This is a genomic window from Pseudomonas sp. EYE_354, assembly GCF_023148575.1.
Classification (GTDB): domain Bacteria; phylum Pseudomonadota; class Gammaproteobacteria; order Pseudomonadales; family Pseudomonadaceae; genus Aquipseudomonas.
The window spans coordinates 169349-189358 of record NZ_JAHXNQ010000005.1 but is presented as its reverse complement, the minus strand read 5'-3'; the positions used below and the strand labels follow the sequence as shown (position 1 = coordinate 189358).

The following is a 20010-nucleotide window of genomic DNA, read 5'->3' as shown; positions in this document are numbered from 1 at the left end:
CGTGCAGGCCCCTTGGTATTAAGCGCAGAAATCCAGCGGCAGCCGGCGAGGCACGAATTGGCCCTGGCCGAGTTGTTCGGCGTCACGCAGGGTGCGCCAAGTGTAGTTGAGCGCCGATTGCACCGCGCTGACCAGGCCTTCGCCCTGAGCGATCCGCCCGGCCAGTGCGCTGGCCAGCGTGCAGCCCGAACCGTGATAGCTGCCTGGCAGGCGCTGGCAGGTAAAGGTCTGGCGCGTGCCGTCGCGGCTATACAGGCGGTTGTGCACTTGATGCTCGTCGCCATGGCCGCCGGTGATCAACAGGTGCTTGATAAACGGCAGCAGTTTCTCGGCACATTCGTCCGCCGTGCCCTCGGGCAGTTCGGCGAGGATGCGGGCTTCGGGCAGGTTGGGCGTGGCGATCAGCGACAGCGGCAACAACCGCTCGCGCATCGCGTAGCCCACCTCGTCCTTGCCCAGGCTGCCGCCGCCGCCGGCCCGCAGCACCGGGTCGCACACCACGGGCAGGTGCGGGTGCGCCTGCAGCAGTTCGACCACGGTGTCGACCATCGCGGTGGAGCCGAGCATGCCCAGCTTGACCGCCGCCACTTCGGAGTCGCCAAGCACGGCATTGGCCTGGGCCAATACCCATTCGCGGTCGAGCACACGGAAATCGCTGACGTTGACGGTGTTCTGCACCGTCAGCGCAGTGACGGCAGGCGCCGCATGGCAACCCTGGGCGAGCAGGGCTTCGATATCTGCCTGCAAGCCGGCGCCACCACTGGGATCATGGCCGGAGAGACAGAGGACAACGGGGCGAGAGCTGTAGATATTCATGGTGCGCGAGCTTACCACCAAACGCTTTTTGCGTGGCCGTCGGGCGAGAGGTGAATTTTAAGCGGGACGCAGCGTTTTTTGAGCAGGGATTAATCGGTATAGCAGGCTGAAAGCGTTGCCCTAGAGCTGTCCTGGAAATTCTTCAATGGTGTCTAATGGCCTTTACCGGCTATGCTAAAGTGGATCCAAACAACTTAACTGTATCGCCGGTGTACGTCTTCTCAAAAGGAATGGGGGGCTTTTGACATAACCGGACAGGCCACGCTGGGGCTCTATGCGCTATTTGCTGATTTTATTGTTGTGCGGGCTGCCGCTGCTCGCCAGCGCCATCGAGTTCAACCAGGACACACGCAGCCTGCCGCTGGGCCGAGCCATGCAAGTGCTCGAAGACCCGACCGACGCGCTCACCATCGCCGATGTCAGCACGCCGTCCGCCGCCCGCCAGTTCAAACCCCACGATAAAGACACCCTCAACGCTGGTTACTCACGCTCGGTGTTCTGGCTCAAGGTCAACCTGCAATACCTGCCGCACGCGCCTGACGCTCAGCGCACCTGGTTGCTGGAGCTGGCTTACCCGCCGCTGGATCACCTCGACCTGTACCTGCCCGACAGCGCCGGCACCTATCGCCTGGCTGGGCACACGGGGGATGCGTTGCCGTTTTCGGCCCGAGAGATCCGCCAGAACAATTACCTGTTCAAGCTCGACTTCACCCCCGGCGAGTCGAAAACCGTCTACCTGCGCCTGCAAAGCGAAGGCTCGATCCAGGCCCCGCTGACCCTCTGGTCCAGCACCGCCTACCTCGAACAACAGCCGCTGCGCCTCTATGTTCTGGGTCTGATCTACGGCGTGTTGCTGGGGATGCTGGTGTACAACCTGTTCATCTACCTCAGCGTGCGCGACACCAGCTACCTCTATTACATCTTCTATATTGCCTCGTTCGGTATGTACCAGTTGTCGGTCAATGGCGCGGCGGTGGAGTACTTCTGGCCGAACAACCCCTGGTGGGCGAATGCCGCGACGCCGTTCCTGATTGGTGCCTCGGCGTTGTTTGGCAGCTTGTTTGCGCGCAGTTTTCTGCACACCGCGCAGCACAGCCGGTGGATCAATCGTTTATTGCTGGGGTTGGTGGCCTGCGGCGCGGTGGTGATGTTGCTGTCGTTGATGACCAGCTACGCCCTGGCGCTGCGCCTGGCGACCGGGCTGGCGCTGGTGTTCACCGTGACCATCTTTATTGCGGCCATCAAGGCCTGGTATTGCGGCCAGCGGGTGGCACGCTATTTCATTATTGCCTGGTCGGCGTTCCTCTTGGGTGGGGTGGTCAACACGCTGATGGTGCTGGGCTACCTGCCCAATGTATTCCTCACGATGTACGCCAGCCAGATCGGTTCAGCGATCGAAGTGGCGCTGCTGTCCCTGGCCCTGGCCGACCGCATCAACGCGATGCGCGAGCAACAGGCGCAGATCCTGTTCGACGCGAGCCAGAAGCTTGAAGTGCTCAACCAGCAGTTGGCCCGCAGTAACCGGCTCAAGGATGAATTCCTCGCCACCCTGACCCACGAACTGCGCACCCCGATGAACGGCGTGATCGGCTCCCTGGAACTGATGCAAACCATGCCCCTGGACACGGACCTGGCGCAGTACCAGCAAACCGCCGCCGGTTCGGCGCGGGACATGATGCGCATGGTCAACGGCATCCTCACCCTCACCGAATTGCAGGCCGGCCGCCTGAGTGCGCAACCCAAGGTGTTCAGCCTGCGGGGCGTGCTCGACACGTTGCGCCAGCAATTCAATGCCGGTGCCCACAGCAAAGGCGTGGCGTTTTCCATCGATGTGGCCGAGGAACTGCCGGACCGTGTGAGTGGCGACGCCGACAAACTGCTGCAGTGCCTGGATTGCCTGTTGGACAACGCATTGAAGTTCACCCACGAAGGCGCGGTGCGCCTGCGGGTCGTGGGTGTGCCGCAGAGTGATGGGGGCGTGCGCCTGAGTTTTATTGTGACCGACACCGGTATCGGCTTTGCCTCCCTCGACGAGGCCACCTTATACCAGCGTTTTTTCCAGCTTGATGGCTCCACTACCCGCGAATACGGCGGCCTGGGTATCGGCCTGGCCATCTGCCGGCAGTTGATCGAGTTGCTGGGCGGGCGGCTGACCCATCACTCCGAGCCGGGCAAGGGCAGTCGCTTCCAGTTGGAGGTGCTCGTGCGAACAGTGCCATCCGAGCCCAAAGCCGCGCCGGCTGACAGACGTGCGCCTCAGGACTGCGCGGTGCTGCTGGTGGACGACAACAGCGTCGGCCAACTGGTGGTGCGCGGTATGTTGCTCAGGCTCGGTTACCGGGTCAAAACCGTCGACAGCGCTGCGAATGCCCTGGCAGCCCTGCAGGGGGGCACCTTCGACGCCGTACTGTTGGACATGCCCGAAGGTGGTTTCTCGTTATGCTGTCAGATTCGCGCGTTGCCTGGCTGCGGTGAGCTGCCGGTGATCGCTGTGAGCGCCTCGCTGAAGGTGCCGGAGCGCGAACACTGCCTTGGTATCGGCGTCTCCGACCGCCTTGCCAGGCCCGTCCGTTTTGAAGCATTGCAGGCGGTATTGCAGCGCCGGGTGTTGGGTCTCGCTGAGGGCGAAAGCGCCGGGCATTCGGCGGGTATGCCACTTTTTTAAGCAAGGTGACGGTGCTTAACTGAAATTCAGGCCTCGACCAAACGGGCCTTTTTTCCAGGAGGCCCGTCATGAACCTGCATCAGTTTGCCGAAACCCACGACGTCACCAATCAGCCCCCGTCCCTGGACGGTACCAACCTCTACCGCATCGACCTGCCCCTGCAAGAGTGGTCACGCCGCTTTGGTGGCGGCTGGGCAGAAGCGCGGATCGATGCCTACGGCGCCCTGGCCGGCGGGCCCTTGATGGCGGCGGGTTTTTTGGCGAACCAGAACAAACCGGTGTTCAACAGCCATGACCGCTACGGCCATCGCATCGACTTGGTGGAATTCCATCCCGCTTACCACGAGTTGATGCGCACCGCCGTCGAACACGGTCTGCCGTCGCTGCCCTGGGCCCACCCGCAATCCGGCGCCCATGTGGCCCGCGCCGCGCTGACGTATCTGCACAGCCAGGCCGAAGCCGGCAGCGGTTGTCCGTTGACCATGACCTTCGCCTGCGTCCCGGCCTTGCGCCTGCAACCGGACCTGGCAAAGACCTGGTTGCCGAAGATACTCAGCACCGACTACGACCCGCGCAATGTCGGCATCGCCCACAAGGCCGGTGCCACTATCGGCATGGCCATGACCGAGAAACAAGGCGGCACCGATGTGCGCGCCAACACCACCCGCGCCTACCCGGTGGGGGCGGGCGGCCCTGGTCAGGCGTATGAACTGGTGGGCCACAAGTGGTTCTGTTCGGCACCGATGTGCGATGCGTTCCTGACCCTGGCGCAGACCGACAAAGGCCTGAGCTGTTTCCTGCTGCCCCGGCACCGCCCGGATGACACACGCAACGCGTTCTACATCCAGCGCCTGAAGAACAAGCTCGGCAACTGCTCCAACGCCTCCAGCGAAGTGGAGTTTCGCGGCGCTCTGGCCTGGATGATCGGTGAAGAAGGCCGTGGCGTGCCAACCATCATCGAGATGGTCGCCATGACCCGTTTCGATTGCATGGTCGGCTCCAGCGCCTTGATGCGTCAGGCGCTGACCCAGGCCAGCCATCATTGTGCCCATCGTTCGGTCGGCGGCCGCGTCCTCAGCGAACAGCCGTTGATGCAGAACGTGCTGGCCGACCTGGCGCTGGAAAGCGAAGCGTCCCTGGCCTTGAGCATGCGCATGGGGCTTGCCCTGGATCACCTGGGTGATGAGCAGCAGGCCAAGTTCGCCCGGCTGGTCACCGCGGTGGGCAAGTATTGGATCTGCAAGCGCGCGCCGGCGATGATCAACGAAGCCGCCGAGTGCATGGGGGGGGCCGGCTACGTGGAGGACAGCATCCTGCCGCGCCTGTACCGTGAGGCACCGGTGAATTCAACGTGGGAAGGTTCGGGCAATGTGCAGTGCCTGGACGTGCTGCGCGCCCTGTCCAAGGAGCCGGGCGTGCTGGAGGCGTTGTTTGTCGAGCTCGGCACTGGCCATGGCGACAGACAGTTGGCGCAGCATATCGAGCAGCTTAAAACGGCGTTTATGGACACTCAGGGTATTCAGTACCGTGCGCGGCAACTGACCGAAGATATTGCGGTGGCACTCCAGGCCAAATTGCTGCTGGAGGCCGGGAATGCGGCGGTCAGTGATGGGTTTATTGCCAGCCGGTTGGGAGCGTCCTCCGGGCGCGTGTATGGCACCTTGCCGCGTGGCGTGGACGTGGAAGCCATCGTCGCGCGCTCCACCCCTCATTCATCCCTGTAGACGCTGTTCAGATGTGAGAGGAGGCTCGGTAAGTCATCGAACGCGTGGCCGGCGGACGCGCTGCAATCGGTGGCGAGCGCCGTCCCACATTATCGAGCGCAATCCAACGCCGCTGTTTCAGTGAGGCGGGGATACAGGCAAGATAAAGGCCTGCACGTCAGAACACAGGATGCTTACCGTGACCGAAGCTTTTGTTGTCGTTCAAACCGCCGAAGAAGCCGTGGATCGGCTGGCGGCTCTGCATGAGCGCGCTACCGGCGCACTCAATCAGGCCCTCAAGCAATACCTCAAGGACCGCGTCGAACCCGACGCCGCACAACGCGCCTTGTTTCGCTACCCGGAACTGCGCCTGACCTACCACTGCCACGGCGAAGTCCCACAGACCACCCGGGCCTATGCCAAGGTGCAATTGCCGGGGACCTACAGCGTTACCGTCACCCATCCGGCAGCGTTCCGTAAGTATCTGCTTGAGCAACTGGTGCCCTTGATGCACGACTTCACCGTGACGGTGGAAGTGGGCGTCAGCCAGCAGAACATTCCGTACCCGTACGTAGTGGAGCAGGGCGATGAATTGGCCGGTTCCGGCGTCACCGCTGCGACCCTGGCACGTGTGTTTCCCAGTACCGACCTGTCGGCCGCCACCGACGGCATCGCCGATGGCCTCTACGACTGGGAAAACACCGACCCGCTGCCCCTGGCGCTGTTCGATGCGGCCCGCGTGGACTTTTCCCTGCGCCGCCTGGTGCATTACACCGGCAGCGACTGGCGCCATGTGCAGCCGTGGATTCTGCTGACCAACTACCACCGCTACGTTGACCAGTTCATCGTGCATGGTCTGGAGCAATTGCGCAGCGACCCGCGGTTTATCCGCATGGTGCTGCCGGGCAACGTGGTCATCGACAAGAGCATGGACCACGGCGAAGCGTCGGCCATCGCGGCGGGCGTGGTCTGGCATCGCTACCAGATGCCGGCTTACCACCTGCAGGCCAGCGACGGCCATGGCGTGACCCTGGTGAACATCGGCGTGGGCCCGTCCAACGCCAAGAACATCACCGACCACCTCGCCGTGCTGCGCCCGCACTGCTGGCTGATGATCGGCCACTGTGGCGGCCTGCGCCAATCGCAAACCATCGGCGACTACGTACTGGCCCACGCCTATATGCGTCGCGACGGGATCCTCGACCGTGTGGTGCCGCCGAACATTCCGATCCCGGCCTTGGCCGAAGTGCAGATGGCCTTGCAGCAGGCCGCGGCGAACGTCACCGGCGAAAAAGGCGAAGAGCTGAAAAAACGCCTGCGCACCGGCACTGTGCTGACCTACGACGACCGCAACTGGGAACTGCGCTGGGCCCAGGAACGGCCGCTGATCAACCTGTCTCGCGCCGTTGCCGTGGACATGGAAAGCGGCACCATCGCAGCCCAGGGCTACCGTTTGCGTGTGCCCTACGGCACCTTGCTGTGTGTCTCGGATAAACCGCTGCACAGTGAGATCAAGTTGCCGGGTTCGGCCAACGCGTTCTATGAGCGCGCGGTCAGCCAGCACTTGAAAATCGGCATCGAGGCGGTGGACCTGCTGCGCACCGAACTCAACTCGCTGCACTCGCGCAAACTGCGCAGCTTCGACGAACCGCCGTTCCGCTAAGCGGTTGGGATGGTTATTTAACGGTCAGGCCACTAGCATTGTCGGTCCTGACCGTTAGATGTTCCTTTGCCATGTCCCGTCCTACTCGCCCTGATTCGCGCCGCCCCGGTGTGAAACCTCCGCATTCCGCTGCGCGTCGTGTCGCCAAGGCGCCACCGGCCGAGCCCAAGCTGATCCTGTTCAACAAGCCTTTTGACGTGTTGACCCAATTCAGCGACGAAGGCGGGCGCGCTACCCTCAAGGATTTTATCGACATCCCCGGCATCTACCCCGCCGGCCGCCTGGACCGTGACAGTGAAGGCCTGTTGTTGCTGACCAACGACGGCCAGTTGCAGGCGCGCATTGCCGACCCCAAGCACAAACTGGCGAAAACCTACTGGGTGCAAGTGGAAGGTGAGCCGACGGAAGAGCAACTGCAGCGCTTGCGCGACGGCGTCGAACTTAACGACGGCAAGACCTTGCCCGCCCAAGCGCGGCAGTTGGAAGAGCCCGCGTTATGGCCGCGCAACCCGCCGGTGCGCTTTCGCAAGAGCGTGCCGACCCACTGGCTGGAACTGGTGATTCGGGAGGGGCGTAACCGCCAGGTGCGGCGCATGACCGCGGCGGTGGGTTTGCCGACGTTGCGCCTGGTGCGCGTGCGCATTGGGGACTGGTCGATCGAAGGCCTCGATCAAGGCCAATGGAAGGCGGTGCCGGCGCGCTTATAAAGCGCCGGACTCGATCAGGCCGATCACCACGCTCTTGATGATGAACGCGGCCACGCCCAGGCCCAGCACGAAAAACAGAATGAACGAGCCAAAGCGCCCGGCCTTGGATTTTTTCGCCAGGTCCCAGACGATAAAGCCCATGAAAATGATCAGGATCGTAACCAGGCCGGTCATCATCCATTCTTCGAACAGGACGGGGTCGATGTTATTCATGGAACTCTTCCGGTGGGCAGGCGGCAAGTATACGGCAGCGTCGCGGCTGCAACATTGACCTGGATCGACGTGCAAGCCAGGTGTGGGAGTGGGCTCACCCCTTCCCACATCTGACCCTCGCCGATGTTAAGTACGCAGGTGAGTCAGCGGCAGCTCGGTGCTGTTCAGTACCTGGTTGAGCACAAAACTCGAGCGCACGCTGGTCACGCCTTCGATTCGGGTGAGGTGGCCCAGCAGCAGTTTCTGATAGTGATCCATGTCCGGCACCACCACTTTCAACTGATAGTCCGCATCCATACCGGTGACCAGGCTGCATTCGAGCACTTGGGGCAGGGTACGGATGGCAGCTTCGAAGTTCTCGAAACGCTCGGGGGTGTGGCGGTCCATGCCGATCAGTACATAGGCAGTGAGGCTCAGGCCGAGCATCTTGCGGTCGAGCAGCGCGACCTGGCGGGAGATGTAGCCGTCGTCTTCCAGTTGCTTGACCCGGCGCGAGCAGGGCGACGGCGACAGGCCAATACGTTCGGCCAACTCCTGGTTGGAGATCCTCGCGTCGCGCTGCAATTCCGCCAGAATACTCAGGTCGTATCGGTCAAGCTTGCTCATTGGGTTGGCCTTTGTCGTAACTATTGCGGCGAATTATCCATGAAGGGTTAAAAATTGCGCAAGCACTGTTTATTGACGCAATCTTCGCAATCATCTGTCGGGCGCGGGACTGTATCTTTATCAACAGAATCACCGCCTGGACAACAGTCCACAGCAGCCCGCCCAATCAGGCCCGCTGCGGCCGCCACCCCAGCAGGGTTGAGCCGGCCTCCAGGCTGCACACGGCCCAGAAGGCTGCGTGAGGTGAGCCAGCGCCAAAAGCGTTGAGCACGGACGAAGTTCTCAAGGGGTGGCCGACGGGTCACCCCTTTTCTTTTGCCTGCGAACAATCTTCTCGTGACTGATAACCTGTGCGAGAACCGGGCCGCGCTTTTCCAGTCTCATGGACAGGCCCTAATCCGCAGTGAGGAATAGCATGAAGCGCATCTGGCGTTTGGCAGGTGTAGGTTTGCTGATGGTCACCGTGGGCAGCCACGTAGCGGCCGACGAGCGTGATAACGCACCGCGCCCAGAAGGCGGTGGTCAGCATGAACGAGGGCCGGAGGGCGGGCGGCAGGGCAATGAGCCGCCACGGCCGCAAAATAACGCGCCACGCCCTGAGAACAATCAGCCACGCCAGCAGAATCAGCCGGGCGAACGTGGCGCTCACAATGGCGGCGGGCAGTGGCAAGCTCGTCCACAAGGCAATGAACAGAGCCGGCCGGCGCCGCAGCCGCAGCCATCGAACAACCTGCCGATCCAGGGGCGCCCCGACACCGTGCGCCAGACCCAGGAACCGCGCCAGGGCTACTACCGCGATATCCCTCGGCGCAACGACGACAACCGGCATTGGGACGCCGGCGGCCCAGGCTCGCGCCCCGGTCCACGTCCGGATGATCATCGCTGGCCGGGACGTCCGGACGGCCATGGCAACGGTTGGGGCCCCGGCCCGCAGTATCGTCCGGGCTATGTCGTCGACCGCTTCCCCGACCGCAATTACCGCGTGCCCTATCGCGGCCAGGACTATTTTTTCTCGGGCGGCTACTGGTACCGTCCTCAAGGCCCGCGCTACGTGGTAGTGGCGCCGCCCTATGGCATTCGCGTGCATTATTTGCCCGACTATGCGCGCGAAGTGTGGGTGGGCGGCTCGCTGTTGTTCCTCGCCGCCGGCGCCTACTACGCCTACGAACAAAGCACCCAACAGTACGTGGTGGTGCAACCGCCGGCGCAAGTGCCATCGCCGCCGCCCGCGCCGCAAGGCAATGGCTATGACGTGGTGGCGTATCCCGCCAACGGACAGTCACCGGCCCAAGTGCAGCAGGACGGCTATGACTGTTATCGCTGGGCGGTGCAGCAAAGCGGCTTCGACCCGCAGGCCGTCACCTACGCCCCCGACCCTGCAGTGGTGCAAACCTACCGCCAGGCCCAGGGCAACTGCCTGGGCAGTCGCGGCTATCAAGTGCAATGGTAGCCGTAAGCTTCAAGCGGCAGGTTTCAAACGTGCGGCTTGAGGCCTGTGGCTTGAAGCTGATCCGCAGGATCGGCATGCACCAGCACTTCGGCCTTAGGGTAGGCCGCGTGGATGGCATCGGCGGCTTTATCGCTGATGCCGTGGGCCACCGACAGGGTCAGTTCGCCCGGTAACTCCAGGTGCAACTGCACGAACCAATGGTTGCCCGAGACCCGCGTGCGCAGGTCATGGGCGCCCAGGACACCCGGCACGCCGCGCGCCAGGTCGAGCATGTGCTGGCTCACCTCCGGCGGCAGTTCCTCATCCATCAGCACCGCAAAGCTCTCCCGGGCGATGTGGATCGCGCTCCACAAAATGTAGGCGGCGATGCCCAGGCCGAACCACGCATCCACCTGATGCAGGCCGATGGCGGCCAGCACCAATGCCACCAGGATGCTGCCGTTGAGCAGCAGGTCGGAGCGATAGTGCAGCGAGTCCGCGCGCACGGCGTTGGAGCCGGTTTCGCGCACGACCCGGTGTTGCAGCATCAGCAGCGCCACGGTCAGCACCAGCGAAAAGACGATCACCCCAATGCTCAGCCACGGCGCACCCACCGGTTGCGGATGCTGCAAACGTTCGTAGGCCTGCAGCGCGATCAATACCGCACTGCCGCCAATGAACATGGCCTGGGCCATGCCCGCCAATGACTCGGCCTTGCCATGCCCGTAACGGTGGTCGTCATCGGCCGGGCGCAGTGCGTAATGCACCGCCAGCAGGTTCAACAGCGAGGTCACGCCATCGAGCAGTGAGTCGGTCAGCCCGGCGAGCATGCTCACCGAGCCGCTGAACCACCAGGCAATGGCTTTGGTGATGATCAACGCACAGGCCACGCCGACAGAGGCGCGGGTGGCCAGGCGCAGGAGCCTTGCGTGTTCGGGGCTGCTGGTCATAAGCAGTCCTTACGCGGCGGGTTGCAGGCCGAGGGCCGCCAGTTGCTGCACGCTGCCCTTGAACTGAATCATGCGCGGGTCGTCCAGGGGCAGGGTGCGGCCGGTTTCCGTCTGGATGATGGTCTGCAGCTTGGCGTTGTCGACCTTGCCATCGGCGCCGATGGCTTGCTGGAGTTTTTCCGGCGCGACTTGGGCGGTCTTGCCTGGCTCGAAATAAATCGCACCGGTGGCGAAGTCGACGCCAAATGCGATCAGGCCAGGGATCACGTAGAACAGCAGGCCCACAGCGTCGAGCGCGGCAATCGCCGGGTCGATCTTGCCGTCGATCTGGCCACGGCGGTCAGGGTAGAAAATCGAACCGCAGGCGGTGAGCTGGCTCAACAGGGTGACGGCCAGAACACCGCCGATAACACGGGAAGCGATACGCATAGGGACTCTCCTGAATTCGGTTGATACGCGACTATATAACACTGACCTTGAGACCAGCGTCGGCAGGCGGCAGTTCGCCGTTATACTCGCCGCTCTGCTTTGGAGCCAGTATGAATTCGTTGCCGATCGATGATGTTTTATCCGCCCTGCGTGACGCCTTGGCGAATCGCCATGAAGCCGTGCTGGAAGCGCCCCCCGGCGCCGGTAAAACCACCCGCGTGCCATTGGCCTTGCTCAACGAGCCCTGGCTGGCCGGGCAAACCATCCTGATGCTCGAACCGCGGCGCCTGGCCGCCCGTGCGGCTGCCGAACGCCTGGCCAGTGAGCTGGGAGAAAAGGTCGGTCAGACCGTGGGCTACCGCATCCGCCTCGACAGCAAAGTCGGGCCCACGACGCGCATCGAAGTGGTCACCGAAGGCATCCTTACCCGCCGCTTGCAGGATGACCCGGCGCTGGAAGGCGTGGGGTTGCTGATTTTTGACGAATTCCACGAGCGCAGCCTCGACGCCGACCTGGCGCTGGCCCTGAGCCTCAACGGCCGAGAGCTGTTCCGTGACGAGCAACCGCTGAAAATCCTGCTCATGTCCGCCACCCTCGAAGGCGAACGCCTGGCCAGCTTGCTCGACGACGCGCCGATCCTGCGCAGCGAAGGGCGCATGTTCCCGGTGCAGATGCGTTGGGGGCGGCCTTACCAACCGGGCGAATTTATCGAGCCACGCGTGGTGCAGACCGTCCTTGAAGCCGTGCATGACGAACCCGGCAGCGTGCTGGTGTTTCTGCCGGGGCAGGCCGAGATACGCCGTGTGCATCAGCAATTGGCTGACGCGTTGGGTGATCGCGCCGACGTCCTGCTATGCCCCTTGCATGGTGAGCTGGACCTCAACGCCCAACGCGCCGCCATTGACCCGGCGCCCGCCGGCAAGCGCAAAGTGGTGCTGGCCACCAACATTGCCGAAACCAGCCTGACCATCAACGGTGTGCGCGTGGTGATCGACGCCGGGCTGGCACGGGTGCCGCGCTTCGACCCCGGCAGCGGCATGACCCGCCTCGACACCCAGCGTATTTCCCGCGCCAGCGCCACCCAGCGTGCTGGCCGGGCAGGGCGTTTGGAGCCGGGGGTGTGTTATCGGTTGTGGTCCGAGGACCAGCATGAAGGCCTGGCCGCGTACGGCAGTGCGGAAATCCTCGCCGCCGACCTGGCCGGCTTGGCCTTGCAACTGGCGCGCTGGGGCGTCACGCCGACGCAACTGGTGTGGTTGGATGTGCCGCCGAGCGCCGCCTACGCCCAGGCCCAGGACCTGTTGGTGCGTCTTGGCGCATTAAACGAAGACACGCTCACCGCTCATGGCCAGAACATGGCCGAGTTGCCGGCCCACCCGCGTATTGCCCATTTGCTGTTGCGTGGGCAGGACCTGGGGCTGGCGGCGATGGCCTGTGACGTCGCCGCGCTGTTGGGCGAGCGCGATATCTTGCGCGGTGCTGGCGCGGACTTGCACAGTCGCCTGGCGCTGTTGTCCGGCGAAGAGCGTGCACGCGGCACCCAAGGTGGTGTGCAGCGGGCCAAGCAACTGGCGCGGCAATATCGCAGTTATCTAAGAGGCCAGCCGACGCAACCGGTGGCCGATCCCGATCACCCGCGCTGGCTGGGGGCTTTGCTGGCGCTGGCCTACCCCGACCGCGTCGCCCAGCAACGTCGCCCAGGCGGCGCCGAATACCGCCTGGCCAATGGCCGCGCGGCGCTGTTCGCAGAAGCCGACAGCCTGATGAAACAAGCCTGGCTGGTGATTGCAGACCTGGGTAGCCGCCAGGGCCAGCGCGAAGAGCGCATCTACCTGGCGGCGGACTTTGATCCGGCCCTGTTCGACACGGTACTCGCCGAGCAAGTGCGCAACGTCGATCAACTGGACTGGGACGAGCGCGAAGGTGTATTGCGCGCCGAACGCCAACGCAAAGTCGGCGAACTGGTGCTCAGCCGCGAGCCGCTCACGGGCCTGGACGAATCCGCGCGCAGCCAGGCGCTGGTCAACCTGGTGCGCCGTAAAGGCCTGGAACTGCTGCCCTGGACCCCCGAGCTGCGTCAATGGCAGGCCAGGGTGATGCTGCTGCGCCAACTGGGCGCCGACAAAACCAGCGAGTGGCCAGATGTCAGCGACAAGGCCTTGCTCGCCGAGTTGGAACACTGGTTGATGCCCTACCTGGGCAAAGTCTCGCGCCTGAGCCATTTCGCCAGCCTGGATATTTCCAGCTACCTGCACAACCTGTTGCCCTGGCCGCTGCCCCAGCGCCTGGACGAACTGGCGCCGCAGCATGTGAAAGTGCCGTCGGGCTCATCGGTGCGTCTGGACTACAGCGAACAGCCACCGATTCTGGCGGTGCGCTTGCAGGAATTGTTCGGGTTGGCGGACACCCCGCGCATCGCCGGCGGGCGTCAGGTGGTCAAGTTGCACCTGCTGTCCCCGGCGCGGCGGCCGGTGCAGGTGACGCAGGACCTGGCGAACTTCTGGCGCAGCACGTACGCCGAGGTGAAAAAGGATTTGAAGGGGCGGTATCCGAAGCATTACTGGCCGGATGATCCACTGGTTGCCGAGGCGACGGCCCGTGCGAAGCCGAGAGGGACATAGAGGGCGCTCGTCTGACACTGAAATAGAACCCCATCCCGCAAGAAGGGTCTGCTCTTTATCAGATCTGGGAATGCATCGAATGTCCGCGCAACATAGCCTGGTAATACTCGCTCGAGGAGGCTACGCCGCTCGAGGATTGCTTTATTTGATCATCGGTATCTTCGCGCTCCTGGCAGCACAAGATTCGACGAAGCCCAAAGACAGCCACAAAAGCCTGGAAGCATTGCTAAGCCAACCGTTTGGCTATTTTTTAGTTGGGCTTGTTGTGGCAGGTCTTCTTGCGTTTGCGGCTTGGCGCGTTCTGCAAGCTACGCGTGATGTCGATCATCATGGGAAAAAACTCAAAGGCTTGGTGATTCGCGCAGGTCTGCTTGCCGGAGGTGTGGTCAATGGTGCTCTAGCGGTTTTTGCGCTGGGTCTACTCATTAGCGGCGTTAGAAGCTCGGGTCATTCCGGTGGGCAGACCAAAGACTGGCTGGCGCATTTTTTGTCTTGGGATCACTCGAGTTTGGTGGTGTACCTGATCGCACTCGTCCCGCTTGGTGTGGGTGTTGCTCACCTCATCAAGGGATGGAAGGCCTCGTTCGAGAAATATTTTGAGGCCGACGAAGACGTCATGCGCTACGTTCGCCCGGTCTCGCGGTTCGGCCTAATCGCGCGCGGGGTTGTTTTTATAGAGATTGCGTTGCTGCTCGCAATCAGCGGTTCCGCTTATCAAGCCATGGATCCGCCTGGTATGAAGGAGTCACTGGATGCGCTCCAAAACCTACCTGCCGGTTGGTTGCTTTTGATGGTGATGGCCTCAGGGCTGATTGCTTTCTCGGTTTACAGTTTCTCTGAAGCCTTCTGGCGCAAGATCAACATGGATGTGCCCGGAGTACAGAACAGGCATTGATGAAAACCGGAAGTCTCACGGCCATGAGCAGCCATCGCGCGGATCAAACCGCGCAAATAAGCAAAAGCCCGCGTTGAACGCGGGCTTTTTTGCATCCTGGCCGCCTGTTGGCTTGGCAGTGAATGTACGGTCGAATCGAGTGAGCGACAATTGGGCAGGAATGAAATTAATTGTCCCCTTTGCGGGGATAATTTGCGGCTACTGCGCGGCGGGCAGCAGGAACCGTGCAATCACCGGCAAATGGTTGGAGATACGCAAGGTATCGTCCTGCCGCACTTTCGCCTCCAGCCGCTTGATCCGCGAGCTGTAGAACAGGTAGTCCACCGTGCGATCCGGGCTGTCCAGGCTGGGGTCGTTGGGGAAATAGGTCAGCCATTTTTCGCGGTCGATGCCGCTGGATTCGCTGTTGCTCGGGATCATCGGGTATTTGTCCCACAGCAGGTGCAGCTCGCTGTCCGGTGAATACTGGCCGCGCTTGCCCGCGTCCAGGCGCAGGAATTGCCCCAGGGGCAGCAGGTTGAAGTCACCGCCGATCAGCCATGGCGTGCCACGGCCTTCGAATTTATCCAGCAACTTCACGGCGGCTTGCACCTGCTCTTGCACCGCGCTGCGGCCCGGCGCGTCGTCGTCCAGGCGCGTGTTGAGCACCGCCAGTTGGCCGCCGTCGCTCAGGGGCAGGTAGGTCAGCAGCAAGGCAGGCTTGGGCTGGAACTGGCGACTGATGAAGTTGGTGTCCGGCGCTGGCAGTTGCAGGCGTTCGGCGTGTTCGATCTGGTAGCGGCTCAGGGTCGCGAGTTTGCGGCCGACGCTGCCGAAGATATGCCGGTCGGGCACAAAGTCGGCTTTCCAGTCGAACGCCTGGGTGCTGCAGGGGTAGAGGTCGACCAGGCGCTCTTGCAACAGCGCCAGTTGGTCCTGGTAGTGGGAGGGCTTGGCGTTTTCGTCGAGTTCCTGCAACAGCAGGATGTCGGGCTGCTCGTCGCGAATCACCCGCGCCACCTCGTCCAGGCTCACGGCCATGTCTTCCACGGTAGGGCGATCGTCCGGGCCGCTGCCGTCGGGCGTGTCGTACCAGAACACGTAGTTCTTGCCGGCCAGGTATTGCACGTTCCAGGTCATCACCTTGAGCGCCTGCCCCGGCAGCAGGGTCGGCGCACGAGGCGCGACGCAGCTCACCGGCAGGGTCTCCTTGGCGGCGGGGCGCCAGGTCAGGCTGTAGATCAGGGCGGTGAGCAGGCCTGCGATGATCAACAGGCCCAACAGGGTGATGCGCAATAAACGGGTCATCGGCTCGGCTTATGGCGTTTCAGGAATGGCACGGAGCATATCACCGTGCGTCGGCATCGCCACCGATCAGCATGAATAAACGGAACAGCACCACGCTGGTGAACAGTTGCAGGAAGCTGTGGACGCTGTCCATCAACAGCCCAAGCAGCGGCGCCGGGTCGGGATAGGCCGCGACGCTGGCGCCCTTGAGCAGCCAAAGGGGTGTCATCACACACAGCAGACACACCAGGATTCGCCAGAAATGCCCACGGGTCAGGCGAAAGCTTTCCTTCATCGCTTCCAGCGCCGGCATGCCGCGCAGTACCAGCAGGTACTCGGCAAACGCCAGCACCACCATCAGCCACAGGCCCGGTAGGAAATACAGCGACAAGCCCAAAAGGATCAGCAACGTACTCATGGCCGTGAGCACGGCGAAGCGCGGCCACAGGGTCAAGGCCATGGCCCAGACGTCCCTGGTGCGCGGTGATTCGCCGCGGGTGCGCGCGTCCAGGAACAGGATCAGCGCGCCGGTGTACAGCGGATACACCAACAACCCCACGATGACGCTGTAACCGGGGAACGCGTCCGGCCCGAGCGTGTGGTCGAGCACCTGTTGCAGCAAGGCTTCGAGCATCACCAGCGGCAGGCACAACTGAATGATGGCCCCCAGGTTGTGCCGGGTAAAACGGAAGGAGTCGCGCAATACGTCTAACGGATTCATCAGCTTCATCGCAGGCCAAAAAGCAAGGGCGCCACTTTAACCGATCAGGGTCTCTGGCGCGCAAACGTAAACCTTGAGTAAAGACCATTGAAACAATTGGTAACAGCCCCATAACTAGCACGCACCTGGCCTGATGACAGGCAGGACCACGATTTCCAACGGCAATCTAACGAGGTCGCCATGAACAGCGAAGAGCAAACCCTGATCGATGGACTGTTTTCACGGTTGCAACAAGCCGAAACGGACTCAGCCCCCCGCGACGCCCAGGCCGAAGCGCGGATCAAGGAGCACATGACTCGCCAACCGGCCGCCGGCTACTACATGACCCAGTCGATTCTGGTGCAGGAGCACGCACTCAAAAGTCTCGACGCGCAGAACAAGCAACAGGCGCAACAGATCGAGCAATTGCAGGATGAGCTGCAACGGGCCAAGTCCGCACAGCCGGCCCCGGCGAGCAGCGGTGGCTTCCTGTCGAGCATCTTTGGCGGCGGTTCGCGCGATGCGCAGCCTGCGCCGGCACCGACCAACTCGGGCGGCGGCTGGCGTGAGCCGGCGCGACCTGGGTTCAGCCAGCCCGCACCGCAGCAGAACTACCAACAGCCGCCACAACCTGCCGCCGCCGCACCCATGGGCAGCGGTTTCCTCGGGGGCGCCATGAAAACCGCCGCCGGTGTGGCCGGTGGCGTGTTGCTGGCCGAGGGCATCAGCAGCCTGTTCCATCACAACCAGCAGCCGCAGATGGTGGAAGAAATCATCGAGCAACCCGCACCGGCCAGCGATCAAGGCAACTGGGGCAACGATGATCAGAAGTTTGCCGGCAATGACAACTGGGGCGGCAGCAACGCGGACAGCGACTATTCCGACGACTCGTCTTCCTTTGGCGACGACGATTCCTTCGTCTGACACAGCCAACGCCCGGCGCGCTTCGTCGCGCCGGGCTGATTTTTCCCGGAAACCTTCCTGTGGCTGGCATACTGGCGCCTTTGCGGACCGGTGTGTCCGGCGTCCAAGTGGCTGTCATGGGGAAGTGCGGTGAAGAAAATTGCAGTGTTCGCCGATGTACAAAACCTCTATTACACCGTGCGCCAGGCGTACGGCTGCCACTTCAATTACGCCGCCTTGTGGGCTGACATCAGCTCGCGCGGGCAGATCGTCGAGGCGTACGCCTATGCCATCGACCGGGGCGACAGCAAGCAGCAGCAGTTCCAGCAGATCCTGCGCAACCTGGGCTTTACGGTAAAACTCAAACCCTACATCCAGCGCAGCGACGGCTCGGCCAAAGGCGACTGGGACGTGGGCATCACCCTCGACATCATGGACGCCGCCGACCATGTCGACGAAGTGGTGCTGGCCTCCGGCGACGGTGATTTTGACATGTTGCTCGAGCGCATCATCCACAAGCACGGCGTGCAAGCCGTGGCCTACGGCGTGCCGGGGCTGACGGCCAACTCACTGATCCGCGCCGCCAGCCGCTATGTGCCGATCGAAGGCGCGCTGCTGCTCAAATAGATTGTATAAACGGAGTTGAAACAGGTTTGGAACGTATAGCGGTCATCGACTTTGAAACCACCGGCATTACCCCGAGCAGCCATTGCCGGGCCACGGAAATTGCCGTGGTCATCCTTGAGCGTGGGCACATCGTCGACCGCTACCAGAGCCTGATGAACACTGGCGTACGCGTGCCGGGGTTTATCGAACAGCTCACCGGCATCAGCAACGCCATGCTGCGCAGTGCACCGCCGGCCGAGCGGGTGATGAACGAGGTCAATGAATTCGTCGGCACCACGCCGCTGATGGCGCACAACGCCGCGTTCGACCAGAAGTTCTGGGACTTCGAACTGGGCCTGATCCGCCGCACCCGCCTGCAAAAATTTGCCTGCTCTCTGCTGCTTGCCCGCCGCCTGATGCCGTCCGCGCCCAACCACAAGCTCGGCACCCTCAACAGCTATGCGCAACTGCCCCACACCGGCCAGGCTCACCGGGCCATGGCCGATGCGGAAATGGCCGCCAACCTGACCGCGCATCTGGCCCGGGAACTGCGCCAGACCCACGGCTTGCGCGAGCTGTCCCATGATTTGCTGTGCAGCTTGCAGAAAGTGCCGGCGGCGAAGATCAATGAGCATTTGAAGAAGCATCGCGGGTTTTAAGGCCTGGCGCTGAGAGAGCGGACGCAGAGCGTCCAGGGCGGCATTCCCACGCAGAGCGTGGGAACGATCAGCAATGGCCGCCAACCTGACCGCGCATCTGGCCCGGGAACTGCGCCAGACCCACGGCTTGCGCGAGCTGTCCCATGATTTGCTGTGCAGCTTGCAGAAAGTGCCGGCGGCGAAGATCAATGAGCATTTGAAGAAGCATCGCGGGTTTTAAGGCCTGGCGCTGAGAGAGCGGACGCAGAGCGTCCAGGGCGGCATTCCCACGCAGAGCGTGGGAACGATCAGCAATGGCCGCCAACCTGACCGCGCATCTGGCCCGGGAACTGCGCCAGACCCACGGCTTGCGCGAGCTGTCCCATGATTTGCTGTGCAGCTTGCAGAAAGTGCCGGCGGCGAAGATCAATGAGCATTTGAAGAAGCATCGCGGGTTTTAAGGCCTGGCGCTGATCGTTCCCACGCTCCGCGTGGGAATGCATCTGGTGACGCTCCGCGTCACGACTTTAAGAGCGGACGCAGAGCGTCCAGGGCGGCATTCCCACGCAGAGCGTGGGAACGATCAGCATGCGCGGAGTGATCGGTTGGCTGAGGCCGAAGACCTTGCTGTATTTAGCCACCACTTTTCCCATTCCCCTCCAACTGCCCCAACGGCACCCGCCGCTCTATCGCGCTCGACAAAATGATCGAAGTCTTGCTGAAGCCGAACTTGGCTATTCGATTGATCAAATTCTCAAGCTCCGGCATGGAGCCCACCGCCGCCTGCATGATCACGCACGGATCGCCGGTCACCCGGTGGCATTCGGTCAGTTCGGGGATTTCAGCCAGTGCGTCGTAGGTCTTCTGGCTGCCATGGTTGGTCAGCCGCAGTTCGATCACGCATTGGATCGGCAAGCCCACCTTCGATAAGTCCACCTTGGCCTGATACCCGGTAATCACTCCGCTGGCTTCGAGCTTGGCCACGCGTTCGGCGACGGCGGGGGCGGAGAGGTTTACCGTGCGGGCCAATTGCGCGTAGGACGCGCGGCCGTCTTCGAGCAGGGCACTGAGGAGCATGCGGTCGTATTTGTCCATGATAAGGCTCTCGTGGCGCGTTGCTTTCGAAAGCAAGGGTTATAGCTTTCATAACCATGCTTTGAAAAGTGTATGGGCGGTTTAAACAGGTTTTGTAACTTATCT

General features: G+C 62.5%; 18 protein-coding genes and 2 pseudogenes. 12 read left to right on the top strand and 8 right to left on the bottom strand.

Annotated features, from left to right (window positions below):
- Positions 1-18 precede the first annotated feature (18 nt).
- Positions 19-816 carry a hydroxymethylpyrimidine/phosphomethylpyrimidine kinase gene (locus KZX66_RS09000; RefSeq protein ID WP_248078494.1) on the bottom strand — a complete coding sequence of 266 codons (798 nt, stop codon included), beginning with the start codon at positions 814-816 and terminating at the stop codon, positions 19-21.
- 274 nt (positions 817-1090) lie between these two features.
- Between KZX66_RS09000 and KZX66_RS08995 the strand changes: the two genes are divergently transcribed.
- From KZX66_RS08995 to KZX66_RS08980, 4 genes are all read left to right on the top strand, one after another.
- On the top strand, positions 1091-3481 hold the full coding sequence (locus KZX66_RS08995; RefSeq protein WP_248078492.1) for a 7TM diverse intracellular signaling domain-containing protein: 2391 nt from the start codon (positions 1091-1093) through the stop codon (positions 3479-3481).
- A gap of 68 nt (positions 3482-3549) precedes the next feature.
- Positions 3550-5205 carry an acyl-CoA dehydrogenase family protein gene (locus KZX66_RS08990; RefSeq protein WP_248078491.1) on the top strand — a complete coding sequence of 552 codons (1656 nt, stop codon included), beginning with the start codon at positions 3550-3552 and terminating at the stop codon, positions 5203-5205.
- A gap of 169 nt (positions 5206-5374) precedes the next feature.
- The gene (gene amn, locus KZX66_RS08985) at positions 5375-6847 is read left to right on the top strand and encodes an AMP nucleosidase (protein ID WP_248078489.1); all 1473 of its coding nucleotides are present in this window, start codon (positions 5375-5377) and stop codon (positions 6845-6847) included.
- A gap of 71 nt (positions 6848-6918) precedes the next feature.
- Complete coding sequence (locus KZX66_RS08980) at positions 6919-7554, top strand: pseudouridine synthase (RefSeq protein ID WP_248078486.1); 636 nt, start codon at positions 6919-6921, stop codon at positions 7552-7554.
- On the opposite strand, the gene KZX66_RS08975 is transcribed toward KZX66_RS08980, so the two are convergent.
- Positions 7549-7758: a DUF2788 domain-containing protein gene (locus tag KZX66_RS08975; protein ID WP_049713471.1), complete on the bottom strand. Its 210-nt coding sequence runs from the start codon at positions 7756-7758 to the stop codon at positions 7549-7551. The genes KZX66_RS08980 and KZX66_RS08975 overlap by 6 nt on opposite strands.
- A gap of 135 nt (positions 7759-7893) precedes the next feature.
- The gene (locus tag KZX66_RS08970) at positions 7894-8373 is read right to left on the bottom strand and encodes an Lrp/AsnC family transcriptional regulator (protein WP_003176264.1); all 480 of its coding nucleotides are present in this window, start codon (positions 8371-8373) and stop codon (positions 7894-7896) included.
- Between the two features lie 415 nt (positions 8374-8788).
- Between KZX66_RS08970 and KZX66_RS08965 the strand changes: the two genes are divergently transcribed.
- The gene (locus KZX66_RS08965) at positions 8789-9823 is read left to right on the top strand and encodes a DUF6515 family protein (protein WP_248078483.1); all 1035 of its coding nucleotides are present in this window, start codon (positions 8789-8791) and stop codon (positions 9821-9823) included.
- Between the two features lie 23 nt (positions 9824-9846).
- Here the strand turns inward: KZX66_RS08965 and KZX66_RS08960 are convergent, their stop codons facing one another.
- A complete protein-coding gene (locus KZX66_RS08960) occupies positions 9847-10752 on the bottom strand; it encodes a cation diffusion facilitator family transporter (protein ID WP_248078480.1) in 906 nt (301 codons plus the stop codon).
- 9 nt (positions 10753-10761) lie between these two features.
- The gene (locus KZX66_RS08955) at positions 10762-11181 is read right to left on the bottom strand and encodes a polyribonucleotide nucleotidyltransferase (RefSeq protein ID WP_248078478.1); all 420 of its coding nucleotides are present in this window, start codon (positions 11179-11181) and stop codon (positions 10762-10764) included.
- Positions 11182-11291: 110 nt separating this feature from the next.
- On the opposite strand from KZX66_RS08955, the gene hrpB reads away from it, so the two are divergent.
- Positions 11292-13802, top strand: coding sequence for an ATP-dependent helicase HrpB (gene hrpB / locus KZX66_RS08950; protein WP_248078475.1), 2511 nt, complete (start codon positions 11292-11294; stop codon positions 13800-13802).
- A gap of 79 nt (positions 13803-13881) precedes the next feature.
- The gene (locus KZX66_RS08945) at positions 13882-14697 is read left to right on the top strand and encodes a DUF1206 domain-containing protein (RefSeq protein WP_248078473.1); all 816 of its coding nucleotides are present in this window, start codon (positions 13882-13884) and stop codon (positions 14695-14697) included.
- 198 nt (positions 14698-14895) lie between these two features.
- On the opposite strand, the gene KZX66_RS08940 is transcribed toward KZX66_RS08945, so the two are convergent.
- On the bottom strand, positions 14896-15984 hold the full coding sequence (locus tag KZX66_RS08940; protein WP_248078470.1) for an endonuclease/exonuclease/phosphatase family protein: 1089 nt from the start codon (positions 15982-15984) through the stop codon (positions 14896-14898).
- Positions 15985-16024: 40 nt separating this feature from the next.
- Entirely contained in the window at positions 16025-16684 is a 660-nt protein-coding gene (locus KZX66_RS08935) for a YciC family protein (protein ID WP_248078466.1), read from the bottom strand.
- 180 nt (positions 16685-16864) lie between these two features.
- On the opposite strand from KZX66_RS08935, the gene KZX66_RS08930 reads away from it, so the two are divergent.
- The 5 genes and pseudogenes from KZX66_RS08930 to KZX66_RS08910 form a co-directional block, all read left to right on the top strand.
- The gene (locus KZX66_RS08930; RefSeq protein ID WP_248078461.1) at positions 16865-17587 is read left to right on the top strand and encodes a DUF2076 domain-containing protein; all 723 of its coding nucleotides are present in this window, start codon (positions 16865-16867) and stop codon (positions 17585-17587) included.
- A 129-nt stretch (positions 17588-17716) separates the two neighbouring features.
- Entirely contained in the window at positions 17717-18193 is a 477-nt protein-coding gene (locus tag KZX66_RS08925) for an NYN domain-containing protein (protein ID WP_248078457.1), read from the top strand.
- Positions 18194-18219: 26 nt separating this feature from the next.
- Positions 18220-18831: a 3'-5' exonuclease gene (locus KZX66_RS08920; RefSeq protein ID WP_248078453.1), complete on the top strand. Its 612-nt coding sequence runs from the start codon at positions 18220-18222 to the stop codon at positions 18829-18831.
- A gap of 67 nt (positions 18832-18898) precedes the next feature.
- Positions 18899-19051 (top strand): annotated as a pseudogene (locus tag KZX66_RS08915) (3'-5' exonuclease); the annotation flags it as partial.
- Positions 19052-19118: 67 nt separating this feature from the next.
- A pseudogene (locus tag KZX66_RS08910) lies at positions 19119-19271 on the top strand (3'-5' exonuclease); the annotation flags it as partial.
- A 172-nt stretch (positions 19272-19443) separates the two neighbouring features.
- On the opposite strand, the gene KZX66_RS08905 reads toward KZX66_RS08910, so the two are convergent.
- Complete coding sequence (locus KZX66_RS08905) at positions 19444-19905, bottom strand: Lrp/AsnC family transcriptional regulator (protein ID WP_248078447.1); 462 nt, start codon at positions 19903-19905, stop codon at positions 19444-19446.
- Positions 19906-20010 lie beyond the last annotated feature (105 nt).

What these genes read in the sequence shown, in the direction of transcription:
- KZX66_RS08980 (WP_248078486.1), top strand. Translation starts at nt 6,919, where the DNA reads ATGTCCCGTCCTACTCGCCCTGATTCGCGCCGCCCCGGTGTGAAACCT.
- KZX66_RS08990 (WP_248078491.1), top strand. Translation starts at nt 3,550, where the DNA reads ATGAACCTGCATCAGTTTGCCGAAACCCACGACGTCACCAATCAGCCC.
- KZX66_RS08945 (WP_248078473.1), top strand. Translation starts at nt 13,882, where the DNA reads ATGTCCGCGCAACATAGCCTGGTAATACTCGCTCGAGGAGGCTACGCC.
- KZX66_RS08960 (WP_248078480.1), bottom strand. Translation starts at nt 10,752, where the DNA reads ATGACCAGCAGCCCCGAACACGCAAGGCTCCTGCGCCTGGCCACCCGC.
- KZX66_RS08905 (WP_248078447.1), bottom strand. Translation starts at nt 19,905, where the DNA reads ATGGACAAATACGACCGCATGCTCCTCAGTGCCCTGCTCGAAGACGGC.
- KZX66_RS09000 (WP_248078494.1), bottom strand. Translation starts at nt 816, where the DNA reads ATGAATATCTACAGCTCTCGCCCCGTTGTCCTCTGTCTCTCCGGCCAT.
- KZX66_RS08940 (WP_248078470.1), bottom strand. Translation starts at nt 15,984, where the DNA reads ATGACCCGTTTATTGCGCATCACCCTGTTGGGCCTGTTGATCATCGCA.
- amn (WP_248078489.1), top strand. Translation starts at nt 5,375, where the DNA reads ATGCTTACCGTGACCGAAGCTTTTGTTGTCGTTCAAACCGCCGAAGAA.
- KZX66_RS08930 (WP_248078461.1), top strand. Translation starts at nt 16,865, where the DNA reads ATGAACAGCGAAGAGCAAACCCTGATCGATGGACTGTTTTCACGGTTG.
- KZX66_RS08965 (WP_248078483.1), top strand. Translation starts at nt 8,789, where the DNA reads ATGAAGCGCATCTGGCGTTTGGCAGGTGTAGGTTTGCTGATGGTCACC.
- KZX66_RS08995 (WP_248078492.1), top strand. Translation starts at nt 1,091, where the DNA reads ATGCGCTATTTGCTGATTTTATTGTTGTGCGGGCTGCCGCTGCTCGCC.
- hrpB (WP_248078475.1), top strand. Translation starts at nt 11,292, where the DNA reads ATGAATTCGTTGCCGATCGATGATGTTTTATCCGCCCTGCGTGACGCC.
- KZX66_RS08935 (WP_248078466.1), bottom strand. Translation starts at nt 16,684, where the DNA reads ATGAATCCGTTAGACGTATTGCGCGACTCCTTCCGTTTTACCCGGCAC.
- KZX66_RS08955 (WP_248078478.1), bottom strand. Translation starts at nt 11,181, where the DNA reads ATGCGTATCGCTTCCCGTGTTATCGGCGGTGTTCTGGCCGTCACCCTG.
- KZX66_RS08970 (WP_003176264.1), bottom strand. Translation starts at nt 8,373, where the DNA reads ATGAGCAAGCTTGACCGATACGACCTGAGTATTCTGGCGGAATTGCAG.